At 63.6% G+C, this 19,540-nt stretch carries 14 protein-coding genes; 1 reads left to right on the top strand and 13 read right to left on the bottom strand.

The annotated features are described in order from the left end of the window. Positions 1-126 precede the first annotated feature (126 nt). Both BLS26_RS28485 and BLS26_RS28480 read right to left on the bottom strand, forming a co-directional pair. Positions 127-414: a GIY-YIG nuclease family protein gene (locus BLS26_RS28485; RefSeq protein WP_092515833.1), complete on the bottom strand. Its 288-nt coding sequence runs from the start codon at positions 412-414 to the stop codon at positions 127-129. Positions 415-530: 116 nt separating this feature from the next. Further along, positions 531-1,757, bottom strand: a complete 1,227-nt coding sequence (locus tag BLS26_RS28480) for a cytochrome P450 (protein ID WP_092515832.1) — start codon at positions 1,755-1,757, stop codon at positions 531-533. Between the two features lie 189 nt (positions 1,758-1,946). Here BLS26_RS28480 and BLS26_RS28475 point away from each other — a divergent pair, with 189 nt between their 5' ends. Next, positions 1,947-3,551, top strand: coding sequence for an NAD(P)/FAD-dependent oxidoreductase (locus BLS26_RS28475; RefSeq protein WP_244541712.1), 1,605 nt, complete (start codon positions 1,947-1,949; stop codon positions 3,549-3,551). Positions 3,552-3,707: 156 nt separating this feature from the next. Here BLS26_RS28475 and BLS26_RS28470 read toward each other — a convergent pair whose 3' ends face one another. From BLS26_RS28470 to BLS26_RS28420, 11 genes are all read right to left on the bottom strand, one after another. Next, the gene (locus BLS26_RS28470; protein WP_092515831.1) at positions 3,708-7,037 is read right to left on the bottom strand and encodes a carboxyl transferase domain-containing protein; all 3,330 of its coding nucleotides are present in this window, start codon (positions 7,035-7,037) and stop codon (positions 3,708-3,710) included. Between the two features lie 30 nt (positions 7,038-7,067). After that, entirely contained in the window at positions 7,068-7,952 is an 885-nt protein-coding gene (locus tag BLS26_RS28465) for an ABC transporter permease (RefSeq protein ID WP_092515830.1), read from the bottom strand. After that, positions 7,949-8,905: an ABC transporter permease gene (locus BLS26_RS28460; protein WP_092518724.1), complete on the bottom strand. Its 957-nt coding sequence runs from the start codon at positions 8,903-8,905 to the stop codon at positions 7,949-7,951. Before BLS26_RS28460 ends, BLS26_RS28465 begins: the two co-directional genes overlap by 4 nt. A 3-nt stretch (positions 8,906-8,908) precedes the next feature. Further along, positions 8,909-10,456 carry an ABC transporter substrate-binding protein gene (locus BLS26_RS28455; RefSeq protein WP_092515829.1) on the bottom strand — a complete coding sequence of 516 codons (1,548 nt, stop codon included), beginning with the start codon at positions 10,454-10,456 and terminating at the stop codon, positions 8,909-8,911. Positions 10,457-10,477: 21 nt separating this feature from the next. Beyond that, positions 10,478-11,482 carry an ABC transporter ATP-binding protein gene (locus tag BLS26_RS28450; protein WP_092515828.1) on the bottom strand — a complete coding sequence of 335 codons (1,005 nt, stop codon included), beginning with the start codon at positions 11,480-11,482 and terminating at the stop codon, positions 10,478-10,480. Then, positions 11,479-12,558, bottom strand: a complete 1,080-nt coding sequence (locus BLS26_RS28445; RefSeq protein WP_092515827.1) for an ABC transporter ATP-binding protein — start codon at positions 12,556-12,558, stop codon at positions 11,479-11,481. Before BLS26_RS28445 ends, BLS26_RS28450 begins: the two co-directional genes overlap by 4 nt. Continuing rightward, positions 12,558-14,999: a CaiB/BaiF CoA-transferase family protein gene (locus tag BLS26_RS28440; RefSeq protein ID WP_092515826.1), complete on the bottom strand. Its 2,442-nt coding sequence runs from the start codon at positions 14,997-14,999 to the stop codon at positions 12,558-12,560. The genes BLS26_RS28445 and BLS26_RS28440 overlap by 1 nt, the downstream gene beginning before the upstream one ends. Positions 15,000-15,144: 145 nt before the next feature. Further along, on the bottom strand, positions 15,145-16,587 hold the full coding sequence (locus BLS26_RS28435) for an amidohydrolase family protein (RefSeq protein ID WP_092515825.1): 1,443 nt from the start codon (positions 16,585-16,587) through the stop codon (positions 15,145-15,147). 140 nt (positions 16,588-16,727) lie between these two features. Then, the gene (locus BLS26_RS28430) at positions 16,728-17,753 is read right to left on the bottom strand and encodes an ABC transporter substrate-binding protein (RefSeq protein ID WP_092515824.1); all 1,026 of its coding nucleotides are present in this window, start codon (positions 17,751-17,753) and stop codon (positions 16,728-16,730) included. Between the two features lie 46 nt (positions 17,754-17,799). Then, positions 17,800-18,576 carry an ABC transporter permease gene (locus tag BLS26_RS28425; protein WP_074825941.1) on the bottom strand — a complete coding sequence of 259 codons (777 nt, stop codon included), beginning with the start codon at positions 18,574-18,576 and terminating at the stop codon, positions 17,800-17,802. Beyond that, positions 18,576-19,433, bottom strand: coding sequence for an ABC transporter ATP-binding protein (locus BLS26_RS28420; RefSeq protein WP_244541711.1), 858 nt, complete (start codon positions 19,431-19,433; stop codon positions 18,576-18,578). The genes BLS26_RS28425 and BLS26_RS28420 overlap by 1 nt, the downstream gene beginning before the upstream one ends. Positions 19,434-19,540 lie beyond the last annotated feature (107 nt).

The raw sequence follows: 19,540 nt of genomic DNA, 5'->3' as shown, positions 1-19,540 counted from the left end.
TCCCTTAGATCTTACTTCCGTCATTGCGAGGAGCGCAGCGACGAAGCAATCCAGTTCTTTCTTCGTTGCGGCAAGGCTGGATTGCTTCGCTTCGCTCGCAATGACGGGGATAGGTCTCGGGCTGGCTCAAATGAGATTCTCATAGAGGTCATTCCACTCGGGATTCATAGCCTCAATCAGTTCCAGTTTCCTTGCGCGACTGCCAGCCTTGATCTGCTTTTCTCGTGTGATCGCGTCAACCATTGTTTCATGCAACTCATACCAAACCAGCATCTTGCAACCGTACTTTTTCGAAAAGCCTTTCACTACCCCCTCTCGATGCTCGAAAGCCCGTTTTGGCAAATCGGAGGTGACACCCACGTAGATCGTTCCATTCCGCTTGTTCGTCATCATATATACGCAGGGCTGCTTCATCAGAGCTTCCGTCTAGCCACCGTCATTGCGAGCGTAGCGAAGCAATCCAGTCTTCCTTTTCGCGGCAAAGACTGGATTGCTTCGTCGCTTCGCTCCTCGCAATGACGGCGGATGTTTCAGCTCACAATCCTCACCGGCAACGACCTTATCCCGCGGATGAAATTCGAATACAGCCGTTGCGGCGGACCCATGATCTCGAAACGCAATTCGCGCGCCAAAATTTCCTCCCAGAGGATGCGGATCTGCTGTTCGGCGAGGCGGTCGCCGACACAGCGGTGGATGCCGGCGCCGAAGGCGAGATGCTGGCGCGGTTTGGCGCGGTCGATGATGAACTGGTCCGCCCGGTCGATCTTGCCTTCGTCGCGGTTGCCGGAGATGTACCACATCACCACCTTGTCGCCTTTGGCGATGCTGCGGCCGGCGAGTTCGACGTCGGCGCGCGCGGTGCGGCGCATGTGCAGCACCGGCGTGTAGTAGCGGATGATCTCGGAGACGAGGCTCGGCACCAGTTCGCGCCGCCCGCGCAGCAGCTCGAATTGATCAGGGTTTTCCACCAGCGCCATCAGCCCGCCGGTCATGGAATTGCGGGTGGTGTCGTTGCCGCCGACGATCAGGAGCGCGATGGTGCCGATGAATTCGCGCGCCTGCAGGTTTCGTGTTGCTTCGGAATGCGACAGCATCGAGATCAGATCGAACGCCGGCGGCGCTGCCGCACGCGAATCCCACAATTTGCGGAAATAGTCCGCCATCTTGGTCAGTTCGGCCAACCGCTCGTCGTCGGAATGCACCACGGCCTCGGGCGAATTCACATTGGCGATCGCGACATCCGACCACCAGGTCAGCTTCATGCGATCTTCCCAGGGAAAATCGAACAGGGTCGCCAGCATCATGTTGGTCAGGTCGGTCGAGACGCGCTCGGCCCAGTCGAAGGTCTGGTTGCGCGGCAGTGCGTCCAGCACGTCTGATGTCCGCTTGCGGATCAGCGGCTCGAAATTGGCGAGATGAGAAGGCGCCACGATCGGGGCTACCGTGCGCCGATGCGCGGTGTGGCCGGGCGGGTCCATCCGGAGGAAGTTCGGAATCTCCCGCCCTTTCGGCTGGTCCGTGATCTGGATGCCGCCAAGCTCGGAACTCGACGAATAATTCGCATGGTCGAGTTCGACCGCAAAAATGTCGTCGTATCGCGTCACCGACCAATACGGCCCAAAAGGCGAAGCCTCGCAATAATGCACGGGATCGTCACGGCGCAGTTGTGCGAATAGCTCGTGCCAGGTGTCGTCCTGATAAAGCCGGGGGTCGCTGACGTCGATCGAGCTCAGCTTGCGCTGCTGCGCCTGGGCCATCGCTTCCCTCCCCTTGTTCAGTCGCCGCTTGGCGGGCGATCCCGATCCCGACGATAGGGGCAGATGCGGGCTTGAGTAAAGCCGGCTTGGACCGACCGGCGGCAAACCTGCAACCCTGCCACGCGCAGAGGCGGGGTTTGTCCACGGGCGTGAGACCGGATAGTTTTGGCGCCAACCATAATCTCGGGAGTGACGCCAATTCCGGATTTCGACGCCATCATCATCGGCGCGGGCATGTCGGGCATGTATCAGCTCTACCGGCTGCGCGAACTGGGCCTGCGCGTGCGGGTGTTCGAGGCCGGCACCAATGTCGGCGGCACCTGGTACTGGAACCGCTATCCCGGGGCGCGCTTCGATTCGGAAAGCTATTCCTACGGCTATTCGTTTTCCAAGGAACTGCTGGAGGAATGGGACTGGTCCGAGCATTTCGCCGGCCAGCCGGAAACGCTGCGCTATCTCAACCACGTCGCCGACAAGTTCGACCTGCGCCGCGACATCCAGTTCAAGAGCCGGGTTACTGCTGCGACCTTTAATGAGGATTCGCGGAGCTGGACCGTTACGCTCGAGGACGGCAGCAGCTTCGATACGCGGTTCCTGATCACCGCGATCGGCCCGCTGTCGACGCCGACGCTGCCGCGCATCGAGGGGCGCGACGATTTCAAGGGGCAGTCGTTTCATACCGCGCGATGGCCGCATGAGCCGGTGGATTTCGCCGGCAAGCGCGTCGCGGTGATCGGCACCGGCGCCACCGGTGTACAGACGATCCAGACCATTGCCGGGCAAGTCGGGCACCTCACCGTGTTCCAGCGCACGCCGAACTGGTGCGCGCCGCTGCACAACGGCAAGATCGACGCCGAGACCCAGAAGCAGATCAAGGCCGGCTACCCCGAGATGTTCGCGCGTTGCCAGGAAACCTTTGCCTGTTTCCTGCACACGCCGGACCCGCGCGGGGCGTTCGAGGTGACCGACGAGGAACGCGAGGCGTTTTACGAGAAGCTCTATGGCGAACGCGGTTTCGGCATCTGGCAGGGCAACTTCAAGGACATCCTGACCGACCGCAAGGCCAACGCGACGATCTCCGATTTCGTCGCGCGCAAGATCCGGCAGCGGGTGAAGAATCAGGCGGTGGCCGAGAAGCTGATTCCGAAAAACCATGGCTTTGGCACGCGCCGGCTGCCGCTGGAGACGTTTTATTACGAGGTCTACAACCGCGACAATGTCGAGTTCGTCGACATCACGGAGACGCCGATCGAGCGCATCACCGCTGCGGGTATCAAGACCAGCGCTGGAGAGTTCGAGTTCGACATCATCATCTATGCCACCGGTTTCGATGCTCTCACCGGCGCGTTCGACAAGATCGATTTCCGCGGGCTGCACGGCGCACGACTGAAGGACAAGTGGAAGAAAGGCCCGGAGACCTATCTCGGCATCATGGTCCACGAATTCCCGAACATGATGATGCTGATGGGGCCGCACACCGCACTCGGCAATATCCCGCGCAGCATCGAATACAGCGTCGACTGGGTCACCGGGCTGGTGCGGTTTGCGCAGGCCAGCAAGCTGACGCTGCTGGAAGCGACGCCGGAGGGCGTGACGTCATGGACCGATCACGTCAAGGCGCTCGGCGTCGGGCTGCTATCCAACGAGGTCAATTCCTGGATGACCGGCATCAACTCCAACGTCGAAGGCAAACAGACCCGCATCATCGCCCGCTATAGCGGCAGCGCACCGGCGTATCGCGCAAGGTGCGACGAGGTCGCGGCGAAGGGGTATGCGGAGTTGAGATTGGGGTGATTGCATTCGGTGCCTGCGCCCCCTCTCCGGCTTGCGGGGGAGGGTCGGGGTGGGGGTGCATCCGCGAAACGGCTCGTCGTGTGGATAGAGCTTCCCCCACCCGTCGCTCGCTATGCGAGCGCCGACCTCCCCCGCAAGCGGGAGAGGTAAGGATAGTCACCACGCGTCGATACACGGCCGCTTTTTCTCCGTGCGCGCTTCCGGCTTCGGTACCGAGCGCAGGCCGGACATGATCCAGTGCCTTGTATCCGCGGGATCGATCACTTCGTCGATCTCCAGCACCGAGGCGATCGAGAGCGCCTTGCCCCTGTCGTACATCTCGGCGACCTTGGCCTTGTACCAGTTCTCGCGCTCAGTGGGATCGGCGATCGCTTCCATCTCCTTGCGGAAGCCGAGCCGCACATAGCCTTCGAGGCCCATGCCGCCGAACTCGCCGGTCGGCCACGCCACGGTGAAGAACGAGGCGTGGAAGCCGCCGCCGATCATCGCCTGGGCACCCAAGCCATAACCCTTCCGGAGCACGATGCCGAACAGCGGCACGGTAATGCTGGCGCCGGTGACGAACATGCGCGCGACGTGGCGCACGATCGCGGTCTTTTCCGCTTCGGGACCGACCATGAAGCCCGGCGTATCGCACAGCGACACGATCGGAATATCAAAGGCGTCGCAGAGCTGCAGGAAGCGCCCGGCCTTGTCGCCCGCGGCGGCATCGATCGCGCCGCCGAGATGTTTCGGGTTGTTGGCAATCAAGCCGAACGGCTTGCCTTCGATACGGATGAAAGCCGTGATCATGCCGACGCCGAAATCCCTGCGGATTTCCAGCACCGAGCCTTCATCGGCGAGCCCATCGATCACGTTCCTGATATCATAGACCCGCAGCCGGTTTTCAGGGATCGCCCGACGCAACAGCCGCTGGTCCGGCGCTTTCCAGTCCTTCACCGCGCCCTGGAAATACGACAGGTATTTTTGCGCGACCGAAGTCGCCTCCTCCTCGTCCTCGACCAGAATATCGATCACGCCGTTCGGCGACTGGAACGACACCGGGCCGACTTCGGCCGGATGATAGACGCCAAGGCCGCCGCCCTCGATCATCGCCGGGCCGCCCATGCCGATCGACGCGTTTTTCGTGGCTATGATGACGTCACAGCAACCGAGCATCGCGGCGTTGCCGGCGAAGCAATAGCCGGACACGACACCGACGACGGGCACCAGCCCTGACAATCTGGCGAACTGCACGAACGACGGCCCGTCGAGGCCGGTCAGGCCGAGCCGGTCGGTATCGCCGGGACGGCCGCCGCCGCCTTCGGCATAGAACACCAGCGGCAGCTTCCACTGCTCGGTGAGGCTCAGCATGCGGTCGATCTTCTTGTGGTTCATGTGGCCCTGGGTGCCGGCCAGTACGGTGTAGTCGTAGGAGATCACCATGCAGCGCGCGGCTTCAGGGCCGAATTTTTCGGCGTTGACGGTGGCGACGCCGGAGATCAGGCCGTCGGCCGGCGTGTTCATGATGAGATCGTCGACCTTGCGGCGGCGGCGCTGGGCGGCGATCGCCAGCGAGCCGTATTCGACGAACGAGCCTTCATCGACCAGTTGCGCGACGTTCTCGCGCGCGGTGCGCTGGTTGGTCTTGCGGCGGCGCTCGACCGAGGCCGGGCGGTTCTCGTCGAGCGTGATGGCGTGACGCGCGATCATTTCGGCCAGATCAGGGCGGATGTGATCGAGATCGACGGTCTCTTCCTCGATCACGTCATGGGCATCGATCTCGGCGGGTTCGAGATAGAGAATGGCCTCGTCCTGCATCAGGGTGACGCCGACGCCGGCAATCACCTTCGTCACCTTGCCGCCATGTGGCGCCGTCACCAGATGCTCCATCTTCATGGATTCGAGCACGGCGATCTGCTGGCCGGGGCGCACCAGGTCGCCTTCCCGCACCTCGATTGCAACGATGGTCCCTTGCAGCGGCGCCGGGACTGGAACGGAACCAGCCGGGCCGGTCGCCGGGATTTCGGTGACGGGCGCGCCGTTCTCCGCAGCGCTTCCGGCATCGGCGAGCAATGTCTCCGCCGTAGTCTCCTTTGCCGCAGCTACCAGCTCGGCCGCATGCCCATCGATGAAGCCGGTGCTGACATGGTTGGCGGCAAAATCCGGATGCGCCAGGATTGCGGCCAGGAACGGAATATTGGTGGCGACGCCACCGATCCGGAATTCGCGCAGCGAACGCTGCGCCTTTTGCACCACGTCGGGCCATTTCCCGCCCGGCGCATGCACGATCACTTTCGCCAGCAGCGAGTCGAAGGCGGCGCTGGTCTTATAGCCGGAGTAGCCGAACGTATCGACGCGGACGCCGGGGCCGGACGGCAGGTCGAACATCGACAGCGTGCCGCCGGTCGGCTTGGTGGCGCCGGTCTCGTCCATCACCTCCATGTTGACGCGGAGCTGCATCGCGTAGCCGCGCGGCTTCGGGATATAGGCCTGTGCCAGACCGAGTGAGCCCAGCGTGGCTCCATCAGCCACCGCAAGCTGCGCTTGCACCAGGTCGATGCCGAGCACCGCCTCGGTCACGGTATGCTCGACCTGCAGCCGCGGATTGGCCTCGATGAAAGCGAACGCCTTGTCGTCGCCTCTATCTTTTCCTTGGGCCTCGTTATCGACCAGGAATTCGAAGGTGCCGAGATTGCGGTAGTTCGCGGCGGCCGCCAGCTCCTTGGCGGCATCGATGATACGTGTACGCAGGCTCTCACTCAGCGACGGGCTCGGCGCCACCTCGATCAGTTTCTGGTTGCGGCGCTGGATCGTGCATTCGCGCTCCCAGAGATGGCTGATCGCGCCGTGGTGGTCGCAGATGATCTGCACTTCGATGTGGCGGGCATTGCGAATCAGACGCTCGACATAGACGCCATCGCTGCCGAAGGCGGCCTTGGCCTCGGACTGGCAGCGCGCATAGGCCTCTTCCAGCTTCGACGCGTCATCGACGATGCGCATGCCGCGGCCGCCGCCGCCGGCGATGGCCTTGATCATGACGGCGGCGCCCTCGCCCAGCGAGTTAAAAAACGCCTTGACGTCGTCGAGGCTGGTCGCGCCCTCAGTGCCCTCGATGATCGGCACGCGGCACTGCTTCGCCAGCGCCTTGGCCTGTCCCTTGTCGCCGAACAGATCGAGCGCCTCGGGCGACGGGCCGATGAAGACGATGCCTTCCTCGGCGCAGCGCCGCGCCAGCGCGGAGTTCTCGCTGAGGAAGCCGTAACCGGGATGCAGCGCATCGCAGCCGGTGGCCTTCGCCGCCGCCACCACCGCCTCGATGTCGAGATAGGCCCGCGCGCCCCGCCCCGGGATTTCGTGGGGCTCATCGGCGGTGCGGACATGCAGCGACAGCGCGTCGTCGGCCGGATAGATCGCAACCGACTCCAAGCCGGTTTCACTCGCGGCCCGCGCGATGCGAATGGCGATCTCGCCGCGGTTGGCGATCAGCAATTTCTGAAAGGACATGAATGCTTCCGTTTGGGCTCTCAAATGGCGTTAGCGATCCCGCATGGTCGGATCGAGCACGATACGCAGGGATTCGCCCAGCGCATTGAATGCCAACGACACTACCAGAATGGCAAGCCCCGGCGCGTACATTTGCTCGGGCGCGATCTCCATATACTGGTAGGCGCGGGCCAGCATGGCGCCCCAGCTCGGGTTCGGGGGCTGGATGCCAAGGCCGAGGAAAGAGAGGCTGGCCTCCGCCAGCAGGGCCGCCGCCAGCAGCAACGTGACCTGGACGATGACGGGCTGCAGCGCGTTCGGCAGCACGTGCTTCCACAGGATATGCCAGGCCGGCGCACCGAAACACCTGGAGGCGTCGACATAGAGCTCCTGTCGCACGATCAGGGTCCGGGCGCGAACGATCCGGGCCAGCGCCGGAAACATCACGATGCCGACCGCGATCATGCCGTTGGTCAGCCCGATGCCGAGCGCGCCGGTGACGGCGATCGCCAGCACGATGGCCGGGAACGACAGAAACGTGTCGATGATCCGGCTGATGACGTCGTCGGTCCAGCCGCCGAAGAAGCCAGCGGCTAAGCCCACCGGCAGGCCGATGGCAACCGCAACGCCGACCGCGAGCAGGCTGGCGTAGACCGTCGCCGGGGCGCCGTAGATCAGGCGGCTGAAGATGTCGCGGCCGAGATCGTCGGTACCGAGCAGGTGTTGCGGCCCGGGCGGCGCCAGCATGTTGTTGACATCCTGCGCGGTCGGCGCATAGGGCGCGATCCAGGGCGCGCCGACGGCGACGATTACCAATATCAGCAGCACAAGAATAGCCAGCGCCGCGCGCAGATCGCCGGCCAGCCAGCGCAACAGGCGCTTCAGCCTCCCCGGCTCGGCATGCAGCTTGCGCGTCACGAGGGTTGCGTCCGTCATTGCTCGATCCTCGGATCGACGGCAGCGCATAGGAGATCGGCAATCAGGTTGACCGCGATGACCACGATCACCATCGCGAACACCACGCCCTGCACGATCGGGAAGTCGCGCTGGATGGCGCCGCGCACGATCAGGCTGCCGAGACCGGGAATGGCGAACACCGCCTCGATCACCACGGTCGCCGCCAGCATGCGGTTGACCAAGAGGCTGATGATGGTGAACAGGTTGACGCTGACATTTTTCAACCCGTGCTGCCAGAGAATGCGCGACATCGACAGGCCCTTGGCGTGCAGGGTGCGGACATATTGCGACGACAGCACTTCCAGCAGCGAGCCGCGCAACTGCCGCGCCACTTCGGCCATGCCATAGGCGGCAATCGCGATCCCGGGCAGCAGCGCGTGGCGGATGGCATCGACCGGCGACACGCTGAACGATTTGGCGCCGGTCGCCGGCAGCCAGTTCAGTTTCAGCGAAATCTCGGCGACCAGGATCATCGCCAGCCAGAAGCCGGGAATGGCGACGCCAAGCGATGCGATCAGGCTGACCGTCTTGTCGACCCAGCCGTTCGGCTTGATCGCGGCGATCACGCCCATCGGAATGCCCGTGACCAGCGCCAGCACCAGCGCGATCGCCACGATCAAGAGGGTGTTGGGAAAGGCGCGGCCGATCGAGGTCGCGACCTTCTCGCCGGTCAGCAGCGATTGCGAGAGATCGCCCTGCACGACATGGCCGAGCCAGGCGCCGTACTGCACCAGGAACGGGCGGTCGAGGCCGTAAAGATTTCTGATCTCGGCAATGCGGGTATCGGTGGCGTTGTCGCCGGCCAGCGTCACCGCGATATCGCCGGGCACCAGCTTGAGCAGCGCGAACACCATGAAGGTCGCGAGCAGGATGACCGGCAACGCCTGCAGCAGGCGGCCGCCGATCACCCGTGCCGGACTTCGTCGCGCCATCAACTAGCTCTCCAGCCAGACGTCGTCGTATTTCGGCTTGCCCAGAAGGTTGGGCCTGTAGCCCTGCACCTTCTTGTTCATCGCCACCAGTTCGAACTGGAACGCGAGCGGCAGCACGTAGGCATTTTCCATCACCAGCCGCTGAACGGTGGCGAACGCCTTGGCACGGGTCTCGATGTCTTCCGACGCCCGCGATTCCTTGATCGCAGCTTCGAGCTCCGGCGGCACCGGTGCCCGGCCGCCATTGTAATAGGCGTCCTTGGTGAACATCAGCGAGTAGGTCAGGCTGGGGTCGGGACGGCCGGTCCAGGCCGCGAGCAGGCCCGAGTTGCGCTTCTCGGGGCCGAAGAACGAGGCGGACGCCTCCGCGATCGGCGCGTTGACGAATTTGACGTTCATCCCCGCCTTGCGGAACATCTCGATCAGGATTTCCTCGCGCTGCACCGAATCCTGATCGGTGTAGCCGCCGATCTCGATCACGGTGCCTTCCTTGAAGCCGGCCTCGGCGAGCAGCTTCTTCGCCTTGTCGGGATCATAGGGGTAGAGTGCCGCGACCGACTTGTCGTAGGCCCAATGCGACTTCGGCAGGTTCATGTAAGCGGGCTCGGCAAGACCGGCGAGTGCTGCCTTGACGAAGGCTTCGCGATCGACGGCGAAATTGAACGCCTGCCGCACCTTGATGTTGTCGAACGGTGGTTTTGCCCAGTTCAGGAAGATCTGGAACACGTAGAGCGTCGGGCCATTGAAGACCTTGACCGAGGGCACGCGGTCCATGATCGCCTTCTGGCGCGGCGGCAACTGGTAGATCAGGTCGTTCTGGCCGGCGGTGACCGAGCGCGCGCCGGTGGTCAGTTCCGGAATGATCGAGAACTCGATGCCATCAGGGTAAGGACGATTCGGCTTCCAGTATTTCTCGTTGCGCTTGACGACGATCTTTTCGCCGTCGGCCCAGCTCACGAAGGCGTAGGCGCCGGCGCCGACCGGCGTGCGATTGAGGCTGCCGGCGGAAGCCGCCTTCACCGCCGTCGGCGACACCATCATGCCGGCCCGGTCGGAGAGAATACCGGGCAACGCCGCATCCGGTGTGCTCAGCTTCACGGTGACCTGCATCGGGCCGCTCGCTTCGGCAGAAGCCATCGAGGCCAGATCGGCCTTGATGTTGGATTTCGCATCGCTCTTGTTGCGTTCGAGGTTGAACTTGACCGCCTCGGCATCGAGCGGCGTGCCGTCGTGGAAGGTGACGCCGGCGCGGATGTTGAGCACCAGCGTCGTCGGATCGGTGAACTTCCAGCTCTCGGCAAGGCCGGGCTTGGGCTTCAGCGTCTCGAAATCCCATTCGGTCAGCGTGTCGTACATCGTGAACAGGAAGGCGTGGTCGGAGCCGGCGCCGCCGGTGGCCGGGTCAAGGCTCGACGGATTGGCCGGCGCCGAGATCCGCAGAATGCCGCCCTTCTTCGGCGTGGCTTGCGCGAAGGCGTTGCCGCCGAGGGCTGATCCTGCGAGCGCGCCAGATATCAGCGCCATCAGCTCGCGTCGGGTGGTGTGGGTCATGGCAAGTCCTCCGGCAGTAGGTTAGTTCGGCGAAAAATTCGGGCGATCGGCGAAATGGCAGGCGACCCAGTGATCGGGCAACAGCTCGCGCCAGTCCGGCGTCTTCTCGGCGCAAAGATCCTGCGCGTACTGGCAGCGGGTACGGAAGCGGCAGCCGGACGGCGGATCGATCGGGCTCGGGATTTCACCCTGCAGCATGATCCTCTGCTCGCCGCGCATCGAGGACGGCAGCGGCCGCGGCTCGGCCGACAGCAACGCCCTTGTATAGGGATGCAGCGGCTTCTCCGACACCTGTTCGGTGGGCCCGAGTTCGACAAACCGGCCGAGATACATCACCGCGATGCGCTCGCTGATATGCGACACCACGGCAAGGTCGTGGGTAATGAAGACGTATGTCAGTCCGAGGTCGCGCTGCAACTCCGCAAACAGGTTGAGCACGTCGCCGCGGATCGACATATCCAGCGCCGCCACCACCTCGTCGCAGACGATCAGTTTCGGCCGTAACGTCAGCGCGCGGGCGATCACCACGCGCTGCTTCTGGCCGCCGGACAATTGATGCGGATAGCGGTCGCCGACGTCCTGCGGCAAGCCGACGCGATCGAGCGCCTCGCGCGCCCGGATCAGGCGCTCGGCTTTGGTGCCGCCACGCGCGAGCTCCAGCGGCTCCAGCACCGACGACAGGATCGTCATCCGCGGGTTGAGCGCGGCGTTGGGGTCCTGAAAGATGATCTGGTAGTCGCGGCGGTGGCTTTGAAATTCTCTGCGTGGCATCGCCAGCGGATCGACACCGTTATGCAGGATCGCACCGGCGGAAGGCTTCAGCAGGAACACCAGCGCGCGGCCGATCGTGGTCTTGCCGGATCCGGATTCGCCAATGATGCCAAAAGTCTCGCCGCGGCGAACGTCGAAATTGACGCCGTCGACCGCTTTCACGGTGGCGCGGCGATCGCTGGTCTGGAACTGGACCTGCAGATCGCGCACGGAGACGATCAAGTCCTTCGAAATATCGGCTGCCGGCGCGCTCATGGGCGGGCAACCATCGCCGCGATCGGCGCCGTGGCGGCATGTTGCAGCGCGCCGGGCAGATCGAGTTCGGCAAAGCGCCAGCAGCGGACCTTGCGGCCGTTCCCGGCATCGCGCAGTTCCTGCTCGGCTTCGCAGCCGGACACCGCATGCGGACAGCGCGCCTTGAAGCGACAGCCGTTCGGCATGTCGGCAATGGAAGGCACACGGCCCGGGATCGACGGCAGCTTGCCGTGGCGCGGGCTCAAGTGCGGCAGCGAGCGCAGCAGGCCCGACGTATAGGGATGCAGCGGCCGCACCAGCGCGGCGTCGACGCTGGCATCCTCGATCACCTCGCCGGCATACATCGTGATCATCCGGGTGCAGGTCTCGGCGACGACGCCGAGGTCATGCGTGATCAGCATCAGCGCGGTTTTCGAGGTCTCGCTGAGGTCGCGCAGCAATTCCAGGATCTGCGCCTGCACGGTGACGTCGAGCGCGGTGGTCGGCTCGTCCGCGATCAGCAGTTGCGGACCGCAGATCAGGGCGGCTGCGATCATCACCCGCTGGCGCATGCCGCCGGACAATTGATGCGGATAATCGTCGATCCGTCGCTCCGGCGAAGCGATGCCGACGCGGCGAAGCATATCAAGCGTGCGCGCCCTCGCCTCCTCCTTAGCCACCCCGGTATGGACGCGCAGGGTTTCGGCAATCTGGTGACCGACGGTGAACACCGGATCGAGCGCGCTCATCGGTTCCTGAAAGATCATGGCGATGCGGCGGCCGCGGATCGCACGCATTTCCCGCGCGCTGCATTTGGCAAGATCGACCCCTTCGAACCGGATCGAGCCGTCGAGGCCGGCCATATTGTTCGGCAGCAGCCGCAGGATCGAAAGCCCGGTAATCGTCTTGCCGCAGCCGCTTTCGCCGACGATGCCGACACGTTCACCCGGTGCAATGTCGAAATCGATCTTGCGTGTCGCCTGCCAGACTCCCTGCGAGGTCTTGAAGCGGATGCCGAGGCCGCGCACCGACATCAGCGCCTGCGGGTTGGCCGCAACCGCTTCCGCCTCGCGCTGTGCCGGCCCCGCCGTTGCCATCAGCCCGTCGCCCGCTTCTTCTCTTTCACAAGCTGCTCTTCCATCAGCATCTCGGTGCCGATGATGCCATCGCGCGTGAGCTTGATAATCTCGGCTTCCGACAGCCCGAGCAGGCCGCCGAGGATTTCGTGGTTATGTTCGCCGAGTGTCGGCGGCGCGCTGCGAATCGCAAACGGTTCGTTGGACTCACGAAATGGCATCGACGGCTGCGGATGTTTACCGATGAAGGCACGATCGACGTACTGAATAAAACCACGCGCATGGAGTTGCGGGTCTTGCAACAGTTCGATCGGCAGCCACGCCACACCGGCGGCGATGCCCGCCGCCTGCAATTCCTTCATCGCAGCGTCCGGATCGCGCATGGCGGTCCAGGCCGCAATCGCGGCCTCGATCTCGCTCTCGATCGCGCGCCGCCCCGCCGCATGCTTCAGCTTCGTGTCAGGCGCCCAGTCGGCCCGGCCGAGCAAGCGCGCCAGCTTCGGCCACATCGCATCGCTGGAAACCGCGACCATGATCCAGTTATCGGAACCGGCGCAGGGGAAACAACCATGCGGCACGAAATCCGGATGACGGTTGCCGTACTTTACCGGCTCCTTGCCGTCGATCGAATGCGCGGTGATCCAGGGCGCGGCAAACGGCATCATGCATTCGATCTGGGCGAGATCGATGAACTGGCCCTTGCCGGTCAATCTGGCGTGAACCAGCGCCGTGAGAACGGCCGCGCAGCCGTTGAGACCGCCGACGGCGTCGCCGAACGCGGTATGACTCATCACTGGCGGGCCCAGGGGATCGCCGACCACGCTCGGCAGGCCCGAGCCTTGTTCGAGCGTCGAACCATAGGCGCGGCAATCGCGATAGGCGCTGCCGGCGCCGAACGCCGACATCGACATCATCACGAGTTTTGGATTGAGCTTGCTCAGCACGTCGTAACCGAGGCCCATCTTCGGCAGCACCTCGACGGAATAATTGTCGACCACGAGGTCGGCGTCGGCGAGCAGTCGCTTGGCCAGCGCGAGGCCCTGCGGCCGGGTCAGATCGAGCGTGATGCCGCGCTTGTTGCGGTTCATGATGCAATAGCGGACGGACTTTTCGTACATCTGCGCCTGGACATAGGCCCGGCGGCGATCGACGCCGCGCCACCAGTCCGGATACTGCGTGGCCTCGATCTTGATCACGTCGGCGCCGAGATCGGCCAGCGTCCGCGTGCAGACCGGGCCGGCCCAGCCCATCGAGAAATCGACCACACGAATGCCTTCGAGCGGCAGACGCTTCTGCCCCTGTAGCGCGGGCGCTGTTACGCCAGCGGACGCGGTGACATGGGCGCTGCCCAGCATCTGCTCGCCAATATCGGGAACCGCGCCGCCTTTGCGCGGCGGCGTTCCCGTCAGGCGCTGCATCGAGCCTGCCGTAAAGCCGCTTTCGTCGCCGATCATGACCGGCACGATGGCGCCGCGCACCTGCTTTTCTTCATCCGCGACGAGGTCGGCAATCGCGGGCACCGGCACGATCGGGATCTTGCGCCGCAAGCCTTCCACGAACCATTCCTGCGCGGTGCGCGTCTTCAGCTTCGGAATGAACTTGGTCTCGATGACATCGACATGCTGAAGGCGGTCGACGCCGAGAAACAATGACGCGTCGTCGCGCAACTCAGGCAATCCAAGCATCTCGCAGCACGAACGCCATTGCGCCGGCGTCACCGTGGTGACGCCGAGCCAGCCCTGTTTGGTTTCGTAGATGCCGACCGGAAAGGTCGGCCAAAACCTGTTAACGCCGATCCGCCGCATGACGTCGCCGCGCGTGAACGCCTCGAACATGATGTATTCGGTGACGGCAATCGAGGACTCGAAGATGCTGAGGCGACTGCTGCGGCCGCGCCCGTCCTGCATCCGCCCCAGCACCGATGAGGCCGCGGCGATGAAACCCCAGAGGCCGGCGAAGATGCCGGTCTGGAAGTCCGGCGCATGCATGGGCGTTCCCTCGGCCGGACCGACCAGTTTGACGAGACCGACCAGCGCGCGAATCGTGGAGTCCGTCGCCTCGAATTTGGCGTAAGGCCCCTCGCCGCCGAACCAGCTTGCTTCGAGGTGAATGAGGCCGGGATGACGCCGCTTGATCTCGGCGAGATCGATCGCAGGACAATCCGCCGCATCGACGTCGCGGCCGTCGAGCAGGATGTCGCAACCACCGATCAGCTCGGCAAGACGCGATGCAGCCTTCGGGTCGTTCGGATCGAGCGCGATACTCGACTTGTTGAAATTGAGAAACGCAAACCACGCGCTGTTGCCCTTCGGGGTCAACGGCGCGGCGCGGCGCAGCAGATCTCCCGCCGGCGGTTCGATTTTCTGAACACTGGCGCCGAAATCAGCAAACAGGCGGGCGCAATAGCTCGTTGCGGCGGCGCTCCCGATCTCGACAATCCGCAGATGCGACAACGCGCCCATCAAGCTTCCTCATGGTCGACGACCGGCACAAAGTGACTGCCGGTTCAGTTTCTTGTTGGCGACCATGAAACCTCGCCCGCTTGCTGATGCAAGCGGAATTTTCTTCCGCGCAACGGAATTCACCAATGGCACCAACGTGCCGGGATTAGCTGCAATCCAGTTGCTGCTCGAACCAGTTTTGCAAGCCGGCCGAGAGCTGTGGCCACGCACGCTGGAAGCCTGAGAGTTTCCCGGCATTGATGCGGAAGATTCCGCGCAGTTCCTGCTCGATCGCGGAGAGATCGACGCCCAGGCAGCGGCCTTCGCTGACGATCAACCGACCGTCCACAACCACGTCGCGCACCAGCTGTGCATTGCCTCTGGCAAACAGCAAATCGATCGGGTCGACCGGCATGATCCGGTCGCGGTCGAGCCGATCGAGATCGAGGGTGACGAAGTCGGCTGGCGCGCCGGATACCAGCGCCCCGGTTCCCGGCGCGCCGGTCGCCTTGCGCCCGTTGGCAATGGCGAGGCCGAAAAATTCGGCAGGCGTCCAGGTCCGCTTGAAGCCGAGACCGCCGTGCATCATCTGCACCAGCCGCATCTCGCGCAGCACATCGTCGTCCTCGTCGAGCGCCAGCCCGTCGACGCCGACGGCAATCGCGCAGCCGCAGCGGTGCGCGGCGGCGATCGGCGCGAGGCCGGAACGCAGATGCATGTTGGAACTGAAATTGGTGACGATGCGCGCGCCGGAGGCCGCGATCATCTCGATCTCGTCCGGACGCGCATGGATGCAATGCGCGAGTGTCAACCGTTCCGACAGGAAGCCGATGTCGTGGAGATAGCGCATGATACCGTCGGGGAAATTCGCATCGGCCCAGGCACGCTGATAGATGGTTTCAAGGAGATGCATGTGAATGCGGCGACCGGTCGCGGCCGAATTCTCCGCCACCGCTTCGAGCAGCGGCTTCGAGCACCACTGCACGCCAGCGGGGCCGAGTTGCACATCGACCTTCGGGCCAGATATCGCGGCAGCGATCGCATCGGTCAGTTCGATATAGGCCTTGGGCGACATCGGCGCGCGGACGAACAGTTCCTCGATCGTCTTGCGGTCGTCGTTCGCGAGCTCCGACAAGACAGGCTCGCCGTCGCCATACACGACCGGATTCTGGTCGCGCACCGCAATCGCAAAGGCAATGCGGATACCGACATCGGACGCCGCGCGTGCGATCGCCCGGGCTTCCTCAACCAGCGGCATGGTGCCGCTCGGCCGCGTGTAATGCACCATCATCGCGGCACACCCCGCCCGCGCCGAACGCCCCAGCGCGGAGGCCGCCGTCAGATAGGGATCAACGGGCGTGCCGAGTGCCGAACGCAGGATCCAACTTTCCAAGGGCATGCCGATCGCGCCGAACGACGATGCGGTCGGCCGCGCGTGGTCGTGGGCGTTGACGAAGGCCGGAAGCACGAGGGAACGCGGGCCGGTCGCTGATGCAGATCCCTCGGAGATCGAGGTGATAACGCCGTTGTCGTGCCGGACGACGGCATTCGAGAGCAGGCCAAACTCGGGGCTGGAGAAGAGGCTGGTGGCGGTAACTTCTTGTGGCACTGGCCCCTCCCCGTCATTGCGAGCGAAGCGAAGCAATCCATCTTTCCGCCAAGCGAAAGACTGGATTGCTTCGTCGCTCCGCTCCTCGCAATGACGGAAGAGCGGTCAGTGACGGATAGGACGTCACGACGCGGAGATCGTCAATTCGCCGTATACACCAACTCACGCTCCGCGCGCGGCGGCAGGAATTCGCGGGAGAAGACTTCCGATGGCGCAGGCGTCCGGGCAAGCTGGTAGCCTTCGACGACGATGCCGATGGCGCGGGCCATGCGCTCGTCCTTGACGTCGCCGACGCCGATTTCCTTCATCTCGGGCGAGACGATCAGCTTGTCGAAGGAATATTGCAGACGGCGCTTTTCGACATCGACGTTGATCTGATTGTCGAAGTTCAGCGCCGCCTTGATCCCGGCGTTCTGATCCTTGGCGACCGCGATCATGCCCTTGTTGATGGCGCGGACGAGGCCGGCCACGGCTTTCGGGTTGGAGGCCATCAGCTTGCGCGACACCATCACGCCGTTGGAATAGAGGTCCATGCCGTAGTCGCCGAACGAGAACCACTTGTAGTCCTTGTCGGGATCCTGGTTGTTCAGGACCAGGTTGAAATAGCTGGTGATGTTGAACACCAGAGCGGCGTCGATATCGCCCTTGATCAGCATCGGCTCCTGCAGATTCGGCGCCATGTTGGACAACTTGATCTTCTCGCCTTCCAGCTTGTTCTTCTGCACGAACACCGGCAACAGCCGCGTGGTCGGCGTGCCCTGCGCGCCGCCGAGCGTATGCCCTTCGAAATCCTTGATGGTGTTGATGCCGCTGCCGTTCTTGGTCACGATCGCGAATGGCGGCTGGTTCCAGACCATGTAGACCATGACCGGTGCATCCTCTGGCTTGGTCGAGGCATTCTGAATGATCGCGTTGATGTCGCCGAAGCCGGCGTCGTAGGCGCCCGACATGATGTGCGTCACGGTCGCACCGGAGCCGTTGCCCTTGTCGATCACGACGTTGAGGCCCTCCTCCTTGAAGTAGCCGTTGTCCTTGGCATAGAAGAACGCGGCGTCGCTGCCTTGCGTCGTCCACCCCAGCTTGAACTTGATGGTCGTGTCCTCGGCGTTCGCAGCGCTCGTGAACAGAACGGCTCCCAACAGCGCGGCACTTACTCTGGCTAACATGGTGACCTCCTCGACTGGGTTGGATGACGGTTGACGAAATCGTAGTTCAGGTGGCGATCAGATCGTTCTTGCGGGTGGCCCAACCGGTGACGCGCCCTTCGATCAGCGAGAAGATGACGTAGAGCGCGACGCCAAGCGCCGCGAGGACGAACAGCGCGGCGAACACCAGCGGCACGTTGAAATTCGACGACGCGGTCATCAGCACGTTGCCGATGCCGCTGTTCGAGGCGACGGTCTCCGACAGCACCGCGCCGACAAAGGCGTAGCTGACCGCGACCTTCAATGAGGCAAAAAAGAATGGCATCGTTCTGGGCAGACCGACATTCCAGAGGATATCGAACTTGCTGGCGCCCAGCGCTTTCAGCACGTCCTCGAGTTCGGGTTCGGTGGTAGCGAGCCCGGTCGCGATGTTGACGACGATCGGGAAGAAGCAGATCGACAGCGCCGTCAGTATCGCCGGCACCGAGCCGGAGCCGAACCACAGCACGAAGATCGGCACCACGGCGACCTTCGGAATCGAGGAGAAGCCGACCAGCAGCGGGTAGCACGTGTCATAGGCGGTCTTGGAAACGCCGATCACGGCGCCGAGCAAGACACCAAGGCCGACGCCGAGCACGAATCCGATCATGGTGGTCGCCAGGGTCTGCAAAATGTGCGGCCACAGGATCGGGAATTTCTGGAACAGCGTCACGAACACCTGCGACGGACGCGGCAGCACCAGATCGGACATGTGGGTCACCACGCAGAACAGTTCCCACCCCACGAAGAACAGCACGATCAGCCCCGCCGAAAAGGCCTTTTGGCGATAATCGAGATCGGGCATCAGGCCGCTCCCTGTTTTGCAGCAGTTCTGGCGTCGACGATGAACGCGCGCAGTTTCTGATTGAGCGCGACGAAATCAGGCTCGAAGGTTCTGGCGACCGTGCGGGGGCGCTCGAAGTCGACGGGGCTGTCGTCGACGATGCGGCCAGGCCGCGCGCTCATCACGCAGATGCGGCTGCCAAGGAACGCAGCCTCGCGCAGGTCATGGGTCACCAGCAGCACGGTCGGCTTGTGCGCCATCCAGAGGTCCTGAAGAATTGACCACAGTTCCTCGCGGGTGAACTGGTCGAGCGCGCCGAACGGTTCGTCGAGCAGCAGCATGCGCGGCTCGTGAATCAAGGCCCGGCACAGATTGGCGCGCTGAAGCATGCCTCCGGAGAGTTGCCAGGGATAACGGCTGCCGAACCCCTTGAGGCCGACCTGCTCCAGCAGCGCATTGGCCTTGTCGCGGAATTCGGTCTTGCGCAATTTTCGGAACTGGGAACGGAACGGTTCGACGATCTTGAGCGGCAGCATGATGTTCCGCTCGATCGTCATCCAGGGCAGCATGGTCGGATTCTGGAACGCCATGCCGACGCGCAAGGCACGCGCCGCGACTTCACGGCCGCCGACGATGACGACGCCGGTGGTCGGCTGCACCAGCCCGGAGACCAGCCTTAAAATGGTGGACTTGCCGCAGCCGGACGGCCCAACCAGGGCCACGAACTCGCCGTCGGCAATCTGCAGCGTCGTCGGCGATAGCGCCGGCACCGCGCGCTCGCCGCGACCGAAGGTGACGGAGACGTCCGACAGCTCGATCGCGATCGGCAGGGCGACGGGCGAAACCGGGGCTCCGGAGAATTCCTGGTGTGGTTGCATGCGCATCATTGCGAAAGTGCATGCAAGCCGGATGCCAGCGGAGTCAGCCTTGAAAATCAATGGGATCGCAATTTCTGGCGCAATTTTGCGGATTCGTTTTGGGCAAT

Source organism: Afipia sp. GAS231 (genome assembly GCF_900103365.1).
Taxonomy (GTDB): domain Bacteria; phylum Pseudomonadota; class Alphaproteobacteria; order Rhizobiales; family Xanthobacteraceae; genus Bradyrhizobium.
This window is presented reverse-complemented; position numbering and strand designations above follow the sequence as displayed.